The sequence below is a fragment of the Bernardetia sp. ABR2-2B genome (assembly GCF_037126435.1).
In the GTDB taxonomy this organism is placed as follows: Bacteria; Bacteroidota; Bacteroidia; order Cytophagales; family Bernardetiaceae; genus Bernardetia.
Window position 1 is genome coordinate 640,011 of record NZ_CP147020.1, and the last position, 14,051, is coordinate 654,061.

At 33.0% G+C, this 14,051-nt stretch carries 13 protein-coding genes; 12 read left to right on the forward strand and 1 reads right to left on the reverse strand.

The genetic code is table 11. From position 1 onward, the window contains the following. Positions 1-3 precede the first annotated feature (3 nt). Together WAF17_RS02770 and WAF17_RS02775 are read left to right on the forward strand one after the other, a co-directional pair. Positions 4-990 (forward strand): DUF6712 family protein, encoded by a 987-nt coding sequence (locus WAF17_RS02770; RefSeq protein ID WP_338765973.1) that lies wholly within the window; start codon positions 4-6, stop codon positions 988-990. A gap of 11 nt (positions 991-1,001) precedes the next feature. Further along, positions 1,002-1,217 carry a hypothetical protein gene (locus tag WAF17_RS02775; RefSeq protein WP_338765976.1) on the forward strand — a complete coding sequence of 72 codons (216 nt, stop codon included), beginning with the start codon at positions 1,002-1,004 and terminating at the stop codon, positions 1,215-1,217. A 72-nt stretch (positions 1,218-1,289) separates the two neighbouring features. Here WAF17_RS02775 and WAF17_RS02780 read toward each other — a convergent pair whose 3' ends face one another. Then, positions 1,290-1,694, reverse strand: a complete 405-nt coding sequence (locus WAF17_RS02780) for a hypothetical protein (protein ID WP_338765979.1) — start codon at positions 1,692-1,694, stop codon at positions 1,290-1,292. A 149-nt stretch (positions 1,695-1,843) separates the two neighbouring features. On the opposite strand from WAF17_RS02780, the gene WAF17_RS02785 reads away from it, so the two are divergent. From WAF17_RS02785 to WAF17_RS02830, 10 genes are all read left to right on the forward strand, one after another. Further along, positions 1,844-2,053: a hypothetical protein gene (locus tag WAF17_RS02785; RefSeq protein WP_338765982.1), complete on the forward strand. Its 210-nt coding sequence runs from the start codon at positions 1,844-1,846 to the stop codon at positions 2,051-2,053. A gap of 105 nt (positions 2,054-2,158) precedes the next feature. Beyond that, positions 2,159-2,596, forward strand: a complete 438-nt coding sequence (locus tag WAF17_RS02790; RefSeq protein ID WP_338765984.1) for a hypothetical protein — start codon at positions 2,159-2,161, stop codon at positions 2,594-2,596. Positions 2,597-3,106: 510 nt separating this feature from the next. Beyond that, positions 3,107-3,853 carry a hypothetical protein gene (locus WAF17_RS02795; RefSeq protein WP_338765986.1) on the forward strand — a complete coding sequence of 249 codons (747 nt, stop codon included), beginning with the start codon at positions 3,107-3,109 and terminating at the stop codon, positions 3,851-3,853. Further along, positions 3,850-4,371 (forward strand): hypothetical protein, encoded by a 522-nt coding sequence (locus WAF17_RS02800; RefSeq protein WP_338765989.1) that lies wholly within the window; start codon positions 3,850-3,852, stop codon positions 4,369-4,371. The genes WAF17_RS02795 and WAF17_RS02800 overlap by 4 nt, the downstream gene beginning before the upstream one ends. Then, positions 4,368-5,216, forward strand: a complete 849-nt coding sequence (locus WAF17_RS02805; RefSeq protein ID WP_338765992.1) for a hypothetical protein — start codon at positions 4,368-4,370, stop codon at positions 5,214-5,216. The genes WAF17_RS02800 and WAF17_RS02805 overlap by 4 nt, the downstream gene beginning before the upstream one ends. A gap of 11 nt (positions 5,217-5,227) precedes the next feature. Further along, positions 5,228-5,629: a hypothetical protein gene (locus WAF17_RS02810; protein ID WP_338765995.1), complete on the forward strand. Its 402-nt coding sequence runs from the start codon at positions 5,228-5,230 to the stop codon at positions 5,627-5,629. A gap of 1 nt (position 5,630) precedes the next feature. Then, complete coding sequence (locus WAF17_RS02815) at positions 5,631-9,404, forward strand: phage tail tape measure protein (RefSeq protein WP_338765998.1); 3,774 nt, start codon at positions 5,631-5,633, stop codon at positions 9,402-9,404. A gap of 44 nt (positions 9,405-9,448) precedes the next feature. After that, positions 9,449-11,686: a hypothetical protein gene (locus WAF17_RS02820; protein ID WP_338766000.1), complete on the forward strand. Its 2,238-nt coding sequence runs from the start codon at positions 9,449-9,451 to the stop codon at positions 11,684-11,686. Continuing rightward, on the forward strand, positions 11,683-12,156 hold the full coding sequence (locus WAF17_RS02825; RefSeq protein WP_338766002.1) for a hypothetical protein: 474 nt from the start codon (positions 11,683-11,685) through the stop codon (positions 12,154-12,156). Before WAF17_RS02820 ends, WAF17_RS02825 begins: the two co-directional genes overlap by 4 nt. Before the next feature lie 10 nt (positions 12,157-12,166). Continuing rightward, positions 12,167-13,993, forward strand: a complete 1,827-nt coding sequence (locus WAF17_RS02830; protein ID WP_338766004.1) for a hypothetical protein — start codon at positions 12,167-12,169, stop codon at positions 13,991-13,993. The last annotated feature ends 58 nt before the right edge of the window (positions 13,994-14,051 follow it).

The following is a 14,051-nucleotide window of genomic DNA, read 5'->3' on the forward strand; positions in this document are numbered from 1 at the left end:
ACTATGAAATTACTTATAAAAGAAACTGTAGAAGTAAAGGAATACGTAGAAAATGTAGCACTTACAAAATCTATTAAAAATATTCGTCCTTCTTTAAAAACGGCAACTACAAAGTATTTATTTAGGTATATTCCTAGAGATTTTTATAAAGATTTTTCTAAAAAGTATGATGACGGAGATTTGAATGAGTTTGAAGAAGAACTATTACCTTATCTACAAGAAACTATAGTATTATATGCTTTTGCTATTTCAACAGCAAAAAGGCAAGTTATAGAAACGGATTCTGGAATTCATATTATCAGCACAGCAAATCAAAAAACAGCTTTTGAACATCAAATAAAAGCATTAAAAGACACTTATTTAGAAGATGCAAACTATGCACTGGAAGAACTTTTAGAGTTTCTCACAGAAAACGCTGATAAAACAGAACTTCTCAAATGGAGAAAGTCTGATTATTTCACAGAAACAAATGAATGTTTTATCAAAAACTCAAAGGAGTGCAACAAAATTGCATCATCATTAAATATTGAAGCTCGTCATTTTATAGAAATGAAATCTGATTTGATGAAGGTGCAAGAAAAGCAAATCAAAGCTACTTTGACTCCTTCTTTGTATGAAGAGCTGCTCAAACAATACAAAGGAAGTAATGTAAATGAGCGCAACAAAAAGCTTTTACAGCCCATCAAAGAAGCGATTTTGTATCTAGGCTATGTAAAATATACCGACTTACAACAGCTAAAAAATACTACAGATGGAACGACAATTCCTAAAAAAACTACTAATTCTTTATCTTCAAGAGAACAGGCAACTGGAGAAGTTCTAAGTGCTTTTTCTTTCAGACTGTACGAAGAAGGAAACGCAGCTCTAGGAGAACTAAAAACTTTCTTAGATGATAATTATAGAGATTATCCCCTTTACGAAAACTCTAAAAATTTTGGACAACCTAAAGTAATCCAAAATGATAAAAATAATTCTTATTATGTACCCTAAATTTTAATTTTATGGCAACTATCACAGAAGTAAAAGTTACTGTCAAAGCGCATCAAGATGACATCTTTGCAGAAGCTACAGTTAATAAAAGTAATGAAACTATCACGGTCAAAGACAATGATGGACTGGATTTTAGAATAGAAGATTATCCAAAAAATAAATTAGATGATTTGATTGCTGTTCTTACGGCAATTTCAACATCAGCAACAACCGAATTTGCTGCATAACGGAAATAAATAAACTTACTTACAAACAAAAAAGCCTTTCAAAATCTAATTTGAAAGGCTTTTTTATTTGGTCTAATCTTCTAAAAACTCAAGCATTGTTCTAACTCTAAGTATTTCAGGATTATCACTACTCAAACCTGTTTCTTCTATCAGCGTTTCTATCCTATCTGCATCTACCGATTCATTTTCAATTAATATATAAATTCTTTCAAGTTTTTTTTGAATGTCAAACTGAAAGTTAGGAGGTTTTCCTTCCAAGTACCTTACCATTTGCTCTACGCAAGATGATAATTCCTTTGGCTCTCTTGTTTCACTCATTGCATTAATAAATTCTACTAATACAAGTTGTTCGGCAGGTGTAAAATTCATAGTTTCATTGATTTGAATATTCAATGCTTCTTTCATTTCTAAATTATGAGCATTGTCTTTAGTCTGCACTTTTTTTGCAGATTCGTTTTTCTTACTTTTGTCTTGCATAAATTCGGTTTATGTAAGCACAACATTTATTCTACCGTTCGAAAAGTTGATAAATTGTTGTGCTTCTGTTTTCAAAATAATTGAAATCAAAACTACAAATTTTTATTCAATTAGCCTAATATATTAGGCGTTTTTTGTATATTTGTTTTATGAATGCACAAAGCGAAAAACCAGAGATTTTAAAGTTTATAGAAGAACGTCGACCTTTTTTAAATATACAAGGCATTGAAGAAGGTGCAAAACTTCCTGATAAGACATTACAAAAATACTTGTACGGTATTCGTGCGTTTCCAAAAAAGCACATCGAAACATTAGAAAACTTTTGTAAGCAATGGTTAGGCTACATAAAAGAGAAATAAACAGGGTAAAAAAGCCTCGTACAACATTCTTTTACTCCCTCGTTTCAAATAAATTTGAGTTCGTTAATTAGTCCAATTACTTACTTTTTACTCAAATTTATTCGTATGAATTTCCTAGCTCAAATTGCTTCTAGCCATATTTCAAAAATCATTTTCCGTAAAGTCCCTACAAAATTTAAAAAGTTTGTAACTTTTATTATGGAATTTCTTTTTGCTACCTTATTTATCTTTTTAGATAAAAATCCGAATGACGAGGAGCAAATGGAACAACTCGTAGAAGAAAAATCTTCTGAACTCTCTGTATTTGCAGTAGATGAACAAGCGCATATTTTGCGTAAACGTGTTCAGCGTGGAGAAATATCTCAAGATGATGCAGATGATACTATTATGGCAGGACAAGCCTACAAACTTATGCTTCTCAATCTCAACACCAAAGGAAATTTAGATATTGTTTTGACTGAAGAGGACGAAAAAAAAAGCCCCGAACTGGTCAAGTCGATGACGGAATCCTTGCACCTGACAGCTCTAAATCATGTCTCATAGACCTTTCAAAACCTGCTGAACGAATTGAGTTTGGAGTTCTTCACACAGGAGGAGGAAATCCGAAAGCAACTGCTCAGTGGGTTTATGAATATCTGACTAAAAAGAAGAAAAACGGAGGGCGTTGGACAAAAGGCTCTCCGAATGGAGGTTACCACGTTTTCGTTGAATTAGATGGTACAGCCGTTTTTCTAGTAGATGATGAATTAGTTACCTACGGTGTTGGAACTACTCCTTTTGACGGTATCAAAAATGGTAACACACTTCATATTTCGTATGCTGGAGGTTATAAGGCAGGTGTAATTTCAAGAGCGCAAGTAGAAACTACAGAAAGGTTAGTCAAAGAATATACAGAAAAATACCCTCACATAAAATGGTTAGGACACAATCAAGTTTCAAGAAAACTTTGTCCTTCTTATTCTGCTCTAAAGTTTTTGCGTGAAATCGGTATTCCAGAAGAAAATATTTATGCTAAAGACCATTATGGCATTGATGCTACACTAAAAGATCCGTATGAATACCTTAGAGTTAAAGGCGAATAACAAAATTTTGAAAAGTAAGCCTATCCCATCAACTTGGGATGAGCTTACTTTTTTGCAGTTAAAAAAAATCTTGTCCCAAAATCTAAGCAAATGGCAAATATTCTTTGTCTTGCTTAATCTGAAATGGCATCAATTCAGATTTATGTATTTGCTTCGTAGAATTGATAAAGAAGATTTATACCTAATCAATAAATTTTCACTCTGGGTAAGTGATTCAGAAAGGCATATTACAAAACAGTTTTTACCTTCTTTTTGGATTCGTTTTAGGAAATTCAAAGGAAAAGAAAATTTTGGAAAGCTAACCTTTTGGGAATTTGTACAAGCAGATACTTTCTACACAAGGTATATGCAAAAGCAGGAAAAAGAACACTTACTCAATTTTCTGAATGTTCTTTATCCTTCAAAACTCAAAAACTCAAAAAAGCTATTATCAAAGCTAAGTCCATTATACGCTAACATAGTGCTATTGTGGTTTTCAGGTAACAAAGTGAATCTGACAAAGAAGTACAAACACGTTTTTCCAAAAGAAGATAGAGAGCAAAATTCAAACTATACAAATTTTGCTTGGATTGGAGTTATAAAAAGTCTGTCAACTGGTCTTACAGATATGAAAAAAGTAGGTGAGCAGCCTGTTCATACAGCTTTGAATTACCTAAATATTGAAATTCTACACAACAAAGAGCGTGAAGCTGAACAAAAACGAAATTCTAAGAAATGACAATAGGCGATTACATAACATACTTTGAAGAAATTGCTAAATATTCTGTTCATATAGAGCATACAGAAGAAAATAGCCGTTTTACTACGCTTGACATACACGAAGCTCTGAATGGAATGATTACAGATATTGATTTCAATGAGTTCTGTATGCTCCTTACAACTTATGAAGGGCAGTTAAGCCATTATGATTATGAGTCGCCAGTTTATCATACTTCAGAAGGAGGATTTATGATTATAAAGCATATTGAGCAAAATGATTTTAGAGCGCAAGATGAAGTATATAGAGAAGCCGAAATTGTAGGTTATAAAATTATAGCTAAGATTTTAAAAGACAAATTGAAAGGTGCTAGAAATTCTGAATGCCCTGAACTTATTGCAGCCTTTGATTTGAACACAGTAGAAACGATGAAAGTAGGTCCTAAGTTCGACAACTGCTTTGGAATGCTTTTTACTTTTTCTATCAAGTCCAATGTATCTAAATATTTGAAATACAGCGTGGAGGACTGGAAAGAATGATAACACGCTATCCAGAAGCAGAATGGAACTTTGGAGGAATATGTGAAATAAGAATCTTGAAAAGATGTGATTTTGAAAAAACACAACTCATTATCGAAAGATACCGAGGTTCAGGAATAATAAAAATTTCTGCAAATGATGAATTACTAAATGTTTTTGAGTTTGCTTATCACACTTATTTATCTGCTTTACACGACCAAAAAGGCAATAAATCACAGCATGGTTATTTTACTGAGCAAGGATTTTCATTTGCAGTCGCCAAAAATAGACCTGACTTGCTCAATTATTTCACACAGTTGCAAGATGAGCCTCTTACAGTTTTGGTCAAAAATCAAAACAACACTTGGCGAGTAATCGGCACTGAGGAAGATTGGGCTTTAATTTCTGCATCATCTACATCAGGTCAGAAAGTAGAAAATGCTAATGAAATGATTTTTGAAGTGCGTTGCGCTTCTCGTTATTTAGCTCCTTTTCTTGATTTTGAAGAAAGAGAGGAAGTTATTATTCCAGAACCGAGTGATTGTTTTGAAGGTGGAGAAGGTTTTTCTCACAACAGAACATATACAATGGAAAGAAGAAAACTTTACAATTATGGGCGTTTTGATAGAGTTGGTACATATAGATTAAATTATTCTTTAGACTTAGCAACGAGAATATTAATAAGATATGATTCAGATTCTACAATTATAGACGACAGAACTGTACAGGCATCAGATGACTCTTCTTATACATTTACAACAAATGGACAACCCTTTTTAGTAATTGTGGAGAAAATGAATGGACGTAGAGACACGCAGCCTTTCAATAATGTAGGGGTTGCTCCTCCGTGTTTACCTTCTCCTTAGTATTTGAACTTATGGGATTTATAATAGAGACATTCAAGTTTGCAGAGCAGTATTCAGCAAAAACAAATCAATTTTTACGTCAAGAAATTCAACGACTTGATGTAAAAGATTCAGGCGATTTAGAAAGAACATTGTCTGAATCTGTAAGAAGAAAAGGAGATGAAATTATTATCGACACTATTTTCAAAACTTACGGAAGATATGTCGATATGGGCGTAGGCTTCAAATCTAAAAAGCGACAAAGGCAAGAAATGGAAGAAGCATTAGGCATAAAAAGAAGAAAAAAGAAAGGAAGAAAAGGTAAAATTTGGTGGTCGAAAGTTTGGTACTCAAGGTTGAATAGTCTAGCAAGTGGAATAAGTTATAAACTAATAGAACAAACTGTAAATACTGTAAAAGAACTAGAAAAATAAAATGTCTTCAAAGCAGGAAAAAGTACAGGTTAGTGCAATTATAGATGGAAAACAAGCTATAAATGAGCTTGTTAAAATGGAAATTGCACAAAGAGAACTAAAGAATGAAATAAAATCTTTAGCTGGTTCTGCACGTCAGTATGAAAGCACACTCAAAAAACTAAATAAATACAAAGTTGGAAAAGAGAACTTTAAGTCTGCTCAAAAAGAAGTAACACGTCTAAATGGTTTTATAGCTAGATATGAAACACTTTTGAAGTCTGCAAATAACACACTTGCAGGAACAAAAGAAGGAACATTAGAATATGGAAGAGCTAAAGAAAAAGTAGATAGACTATCTAACTCTATTGCTAACTACAAAGCACAGCTTACGGCTGCAAATGATGTTTTAAAGAAAAATAAAAATGCTTCAAAAAACTACGAAAAACAGAACACAGAACTAAAAAAACTACAGTCTTCTTATGATAGTTACAACAGGAAGTTAGAAGAAGCAAACGATAATCAAAAAAAGATAGAAGAAACAACTTCTTCTATGAAAGCGCAGGAAATGACAATGCGCCAACTTCGTAAAGAAGCTAAACGCCTTAAATTACAGCTTGATAATACGGTTTCTGGAGGAAAGAAGTATGATAGCTTGAAACAACGTTTTCAAGAAATAAATACTCAAATCACAACCCAAAATACAGCCCTAAATCAAACCTCATCTGGCTGGAAAAAATTCACAGGCTCATTTGCTTCATTCGGTGCAATGGCTGCTGGAGTAATTGGAGGAGAAATAATTTTACAGGCATTTCAATGGATAACTTCGTTTGTTATTGGAATTGCAACAGGAGCAGCAAAAATAAGCGATGAGCTTTCTGATATTCAGAAAAGCACAGGAATGACAGCCGAAGAAGTAAAAAGCCTAAATTCAGAACTCTCCAAAATAGATACCAGGTCCTCAACTGGGAGTTTGAGGGAAATTGCCAAAGTTGCAGGACAGCTCGGCATCCCTAAACAAGAAATAAAAGGATTTACGGAGCAAGTGGACAAAATGAATGTTGCCTTGGGCGATGAGTTCTCTGGAGGAGCTGAGGAAATAACTCGTAAAATCGGAACGCTTCAAACTTTATTCAAAGAAACAAAGAACTTGAAAGCTGATGAAGCGATGAATCGCATAGGTAGTTCCTTGAATGCACTTGGTGCAGCAGGTAAAGCTCGTGCGCCCCAAGTTTCAGATTTTGCTAACCGTTTAGGAGTTTTAGGAAAATTAGCCCCTTCTATACAAGAAACTTTAGGTTTAGGAGCTGCACTAACTGGCGAATTTGGATTAACTGCCGAACAAGCTGCTGGAGGTGTTAGAGGTGTTATTTTAGAAGCAGGTAAAAATATAGGGGCGTTTTCTGCTCAAATTGGTATCACTCAAGAGGAATTTAAAAATCTTTTGAATAATGATCCAAATGAAATGTTTTTACGATTAGGTCAAAGTATGCAAGGTTTGAATAATGATCAAATTATTACAGCTCTAACTAATATGAAAGTTGGAACAGATGATGCTATTGCTGTAATGCAACAGCTCGCAGAAAACACCGATTTAGTAGTAGAAAAACAAGCTCTTGCAGCAAAAGAATTTGATTTAGCTACTTCTTTACAAGCAGAATTTAACCTAAAAAATGAAAACTTTGCTGCAACTCTTGAAAAAGCTGGCAAAGCGTGGAATGCATTCGTTGCAGGTATTGGCTCTAAATTTCAGCCGATTATGCAGGTTGCACTCCAATTATTCACTAAACTTTTTTCTAAGACGGAGAAAGCTCCTAAATCTTTACAGCCACTAATTAAAGTATTCTCAAGGCTTTGGGATAGTTTAAAAACTATTTTTGGAGCAGTTTGGGACGTAATAAAAGTGTTTAATGTTTTTGATGGAGAGAGCGATTTATGGAAAACAACTATCAAAATTTTGGCAGCCGTTGTCGAAGTCTTAGCTTTTCAGTTCAATTATGTTGCACAAAGAATTAAACAAGCAAAGAAAGATTTTATTGCATTTTATAACGAATCTGAAACATTTCGTAGAATTGTCACAGGCTCTATTGCAGCCGTAAAACAAGTGTTTGCAAATTTCTTTAAAACTGTTGGAGATGGATTTGAAGCCATTGCAGATTTATTAACTGCAATTGCAACAGGAGATTTGAAGATGTTTGAATCTGCTCTATCTAAAACTTGGGAGGTTCTGAAAGATTTGACTTATGGAAATGCCGTAAAAGTAGGCGAAAAATTCGCAGAAGGCTATGCAAAAGGAGCTGATAAAATAGAAATAAAACCAAAAGTAGATACCAAAGAAGCCGAAAAGAAACTAGAAGATTTTACCAAAAAACAAGAATCCTTGATAGCAAAAGTCCAAGGACTTAAAAAAGTGTCCAAATCTGACAAAGATCCAATTATTAACGAATTAGAATTTTATGCACAATCTACAGAAGAGCAGCGTAAAGCCATAGAAGCAAAAGTAAACCAACTCATCACTAAAAATAATCAAAGAAATTTCAGTTCTAATAACAAAAAAGCAGCTAAGAAAGCTAATTCCGAAGCTGATAATTTAATCAAAGAATGGGAAGAATTTAATAAAAAAGTACAGCAGTACAAAAAAGAAAACTTTGAGAGTACGCTTTCTGAACAGGAAAGAGAAATTTCGGCAGCAGCAGACAAGTATAATGCTATGCTTACCGAGCTAGATAAATTCAATATTTCTAAGGCTGAAAAAGAAGCAAAAGAAAGTGAGCTTACTGAAATGTTTGCTCAAGAAAGAGCAGTCATTGAGGCAAAATACAGAGAGCAGGAAGCAAAAGCAAAAGAAGAGGCTAGAAAAACTATCGATGAATCTCAATTAGATGAGTTTGATAGTGAAATCTTGGCAGTAGAAAACAAGTACAACGAGCTTATTCGTTTAGCAGAACAACACGGTTTAGATATTACGCAGCTTGAACAGGCTAAAGCTGATGCCATAGATGCAATTTACAATCAACAAACCGAAGCTCAGACTGCAAAAACAATCGAAGAAAATGAAAAGCAGCGTCAAGCTAGTTTTGACTTTACTAATTCTTTGTTAGATATTTTCACAGCTACTAATAACCTAATGGGCGAACAAAGCGCAGGTTATTTGGAGTTTCAGAAAATGATTACGATAGCTCAAATTGCTATCGATACAGCAAGTGCAATTTCTTCTATTACTTCCAAAAGTGCAGCTACTTCACTAACTCCAATAGATTACGCTATAAAAGTAGCATCAGGAATAGCTGTTGTTATTGCTAATATAGCTAAAGCAAAACAAGTTCTTTCTACTGCAAATACTCCAGAATCTCCAAAATTTTCTCGTGGGGGAATGATAGACATAAAAGGAGATTCTCACGCAAACGGAGGAATTAGCATGGTAAATAAAGCAGGACAAAAAGTTGGCGAAATGGAGGGAGGAGAATCTTATGTTCTTCTTTCTAGAAACACTACGAAAAATAATAGCCCTCTTATAAATGCACTTTTGCAAAGTAGCCAAACCAACGGAGCAGCCGTTGTTCCAAATTTTGCAGCGATGCAAAGTGCTATAAGAACTAGTAATACAACGATAAACAACAACACAACAAATGCAGGTGTATCGGACGAATTACTTACGCAAATGCTAATAGAACAGCGTTTAGCTAGAAAAGCAATGGAAAAAATGCCTGACAAGCAAAAGGCATATATCGTCTATTCTGAATTTAAAGATGTAGATGATAAAATGAAAAATATTGAAAATTATTCAGGACAATAACCCTAGAGAATTATATACAACTTTTTAGATAAATTATATAATAAATGGCAGCAACTCTAAATAGCGCAAGTTTTTTAACAACAAGTGGAACACTAACTACTCGCTTAGCGTGGGCTAGAAATATTGTCTTTATAAATCTACAAGCAGATATTAACTGGCATCTAAATAACTCTTATTATTTAGAGCTTGAAATAGGCATATTTGATATAAACACAACAACTTATACAAAGTTAGGTAAGTCTTTAATCGAAGAGCCAAGTGCAGAAGGAATTGTCCAATTTGAGATACAACAAAAAATGCAGGACTATGCAGGAATAAATATTCCTGTTCCTGATTTCAACGCCACACAAATTGTTGAACATACAACAACAACTTTTTATATAAAAATCTATGAAGTCGTTGATAACGTAAAAACACAACTTGGCTTAGATGGAATGTCTGGAAATATCGAAGACTTACGCTATTTGGTAGATGCTGTAGATGCAGCACTAGATAGAGAGGCTTTTTCCTATGAACAGCAGTATGATTGGTTTTTTGGAGATATAGAAGCTGGAGATAGAAGATTTTTAACAAGCGTAGAAGACCCAAAATCTACTACAAAATATGCAAATGAATTTCTCTATTGGTTTGGCTCACAGGCAAACAGAGATTTAACAGTAGATTCTATAATCTATTACGATGATGGCACAGAAGAAACTGTTCGTTTATTTGATTATCTAGCAGGTTATCATATACAATGTATTCCAACTCGTTACGATATTATAAAAGCCAAATCTACAGAACAAACAAAAAATATAATTGCGTGGAGTGTTTACGCTGCATATAATTCGTTCTTGGTATCTCAATATTTCAGATATGAAATTGCAGATCAGCCCAATAGAGAAGCAAAATATTTTTTAGCTAAAAATTCTTTTGGTGTATTCGATACACTCATTTGCCAGGGAGATTATGAAGATTTCTTAGAAAGCGAATCTGAAACAGCGAGTAAAAGAGATTTTGCTAATTATGCTATTACAGATGCTCAAAAATTTATTATTTCAAAAACTGGAAGGCGTGGAGGAACTGCAAATACAGCTTTTCTAAATCGTTTACAGTCTGTTGTAAAGCAAGACTTTGTTTTATCTAGAGAAATGCTTCTACAATCCGATACAGGATTTATCCCTATTATTGCAGAAAAAATAAAGCATATTTATAGTCAAAAAAATAATGGATTGATAGGTTTTTCTTTCGAATATGTACACGCTCACAACGTCAAACACTATACAAATAAAATATTTCGTCCTGCTTTGGGAGAAGTTCCCACACCTCCTACACTTCCAAAATTTACTATTCGTAACACGGGAGCAGTAAATAGTTATGTAAGAGTAGAATATGATTCTGAAATCGTAGATGTTGCGCCAAACAGCGAAGAAAGCATAGAAATTGGAGAGAATATTTCTGTAAAAGTAACTTGGTTGATTGTAAACCCAGATACACTTTTATTAGACGCTTCTACTATAGATATTTCTTTTCCTAATTACGCCTTACCAGCTCGGATTATAAATGCTACTTTTGATAATATCGTACAAGCAGGAAGTACAGTTGTGGCAATTCCAGACCAAAACGGAGTAAAAAAAGCAAGAAGTTTTACATTTTCAATGCCAAACAACGATTATTTTGCAGAAATAAAGTTTAGAGAGATTGCAACAATAGATTTTGATTTTGAAAACCCAGCTTGTTATGATGTAGTAATTCCTACTTTTGTAAGAAGCCGAGAGGGTTCAAGAACATTGTCTCAAAACACACCCTCTGCTAGAGGAACTATACAAAATAACGCACTCCTTATGGGAGCTAACCAAATGTATTTGAGTGCAACAAATGGCTTTTATGTAAAGAAAGTTTATTTCGTTTATAAAATACTTAGAGACACTTATACATCAGTTGTTGGAAATTCTTACCTAAACAACTATAACCACACATTAAGTGGTTTTACATCCTCACAATTTGTGGTCGGATATGCTTATCAATATGAAACTTATTTTGGAGACACAACAGGTATTCCTTTTACTCAAAATATATTATGTACATCAGATTCAGCTTATGTAGTAAAAGTAAAAGCATTGGCTTATACTGCTCAAACTACAACAAGTGCTTTCCGACAAACTTATACACCTCATTATATTGGAGATTCAAGAAGACCTTCTGAATTTGAACTGTCTAGGCATATTTCTATAACAGAAAATTACACAACTGAAGAAGATGCAATTATTTTATCTAAAATAGGTCAAAAATATAATCTATGAAACTAATATATAAATCTAATTCTATACTAGACAAAATAAAAAAAGTACGCATTGTCGATAATATGCGAGATGAAATACATCAAAAAATAGAGCAGGGTGTAGAATTTTCAAATGAAGCAACATTAGCTCTTTCTGTATTTCCACTTTCTGATGCAGAAACTGTTTTTTCTATTGTAGAAGATAGAATTGTAAAAGGAGCTTACAAATTTAAAAAAGAAAATCCTAAAAATTGGGGCTATTCCTTCGCAGAATTTCACCCAAGCAGATATTACAATTTAGAAGAATACGAAGGACAGGAACTAGCAGACAAAACAGCAGAACAAGAAGAAAAAAAAGACTGGGTTTGTTATTATATTTCTTACAGAGAACTAGAAAAAATAGGATGGACAGATGCAGCTATTGTACCAGACTTTGTAACTGAAGTATTTACAAAATTAGATTGTATGCCAGATGAAATTGTGAACGATTAAATAAATCAATATGCTAGAAATAAGTGCAAATAACGCATCTTTAGATTTAGATAACGATGCTAAAATTACTATAAAACAAAATAATTCTCTTTTTAAAATAATAAAAAAAGAGAACAAACAGTCATATTCGTACCCTTTTACTCTTCCTACTTCTCGTATAAATAACAGTATTATTTCTAATACTTTAGAAGAACAAAAAAAAGGAACTTTACAGACTATTCTACGTGCCAATGGTATTCGTTTGTTTAAAGCAGATTTGATAACAAAAAGAAGTAATACAGGCTATGAGGTTAATCTACAATTAAATAAAAAAGTCGATTTGTTTAATCGTAAGCTCAACACTCTTTTCGATGAATTAGGGACGTTTTTTATTACAGAAGATAATCATTTTGTAGAATTAAATTTGCGCTCTCTTTTTTTTATACCAACAGCTTCTTGGGATAATTACACAGGCTCTATTACCGCAGTGGTAACTGGAATAACTTATACAGTTTCGAACACTTGGGATAATCTTATTTCTGATTTAGTAAATGCTATTAATGCAGATACTAATAGCAACGCTGTTGCTACTGTAAACGGAATAGATAAAATAAAAATAGAACGATTTGATACCAATTTGCCTTTTTCTGCTTATGCAGACAACACAAAAACAACAAACTCTACAGCCGAACCCATTTTAGCTTTCTTTGAAAGACCAAATGACAATTGGGATAATAAACTAAAAGCAAAAACACATGTTGATGCAATAGATGCACTTGCAGATTTTAGAAACTCAGATTATTGTTTTCCTTTTTTTTTAGTAGAGATGGAAACAAACACCATTTTTCAATTCGTTGTAGTTAATGCCTTCAACGAAGATACACAAGAATATGAGCGTTATAATGACGGTGTATTTCTTCCTAGTTTTCGCATTACAGCACTAATAGAAAAAATTCTAAGCTTAGAAGGTTGGAAACTAGAAAGCGACTTTTTAAAAGATATAGAAATAGAAAAATTGTTTTTAACGAATCCTTATGCTGTTGCAGAAAAAATATCCAATACTTGGCATATAACACAAAATCTGCAGTTTTTCGTAGCAGATTGCTTACCTGATATTTCTTTCTCCGAATTAATTACAGAACTACAAAACCTTTTTTGTCTTAATGTAAATTATGACCATACTCGTAAAATTTTGAAAATAGAGACGGCAAACTCTATCATTTCGAAAAAACTAGCGAAAGAGTATGCTTGTACAGAAAGATTTTCAGAAATAGAAAAAGAAAAAACAGAAGGGTATCTTCTAAAATACAACTTAGAAGATAATCCAGATAGGAAAGAAAAACTAAACACAGGGTTTTTGACCTCAAAAACAATTGAAAATGGAACTCAAGAAATTATAAGCAACTTTCCTTTTTTGCCACTTTATCAAGTTACTCCAGATGTATTTGCGTTTCCTTTCTTAGAAAAAGGATTGCGAATGCCAAGCTCTTTTGCAAAGTTTGGTTATGTACAAGGTTTTGAGCTTTTGTTAAAAGAACTTTGGATAAAAGAAGGAGTAGTAAAATCATTCAATTTTATCTCCTATATAGATAAGAGAGCCAAATTTCAAACAGATAATTATTCGCTTTTATGGGAGAGCTTGTATCAAAAATTTTGGAAAAACTACTTAAACCTTATAGACAACTCCGAAGTAGAACGAGAGATAATTTTCACATTTTCAGAGCTCCAAGGAATAGACTTAACAGAACTAATTAGATTAGAGTATTCTAATTATTTTATAAAAGACATTGAATATACTTTAACAAATAAAGAACAATTGCGTATATTAGCTAAAGTAAATTTAATAAAAACATTATGACAACTTATAAAAAACTAAGAAGACTTTCTTATGTTATTACAGCAATAGTAAGCTTTTA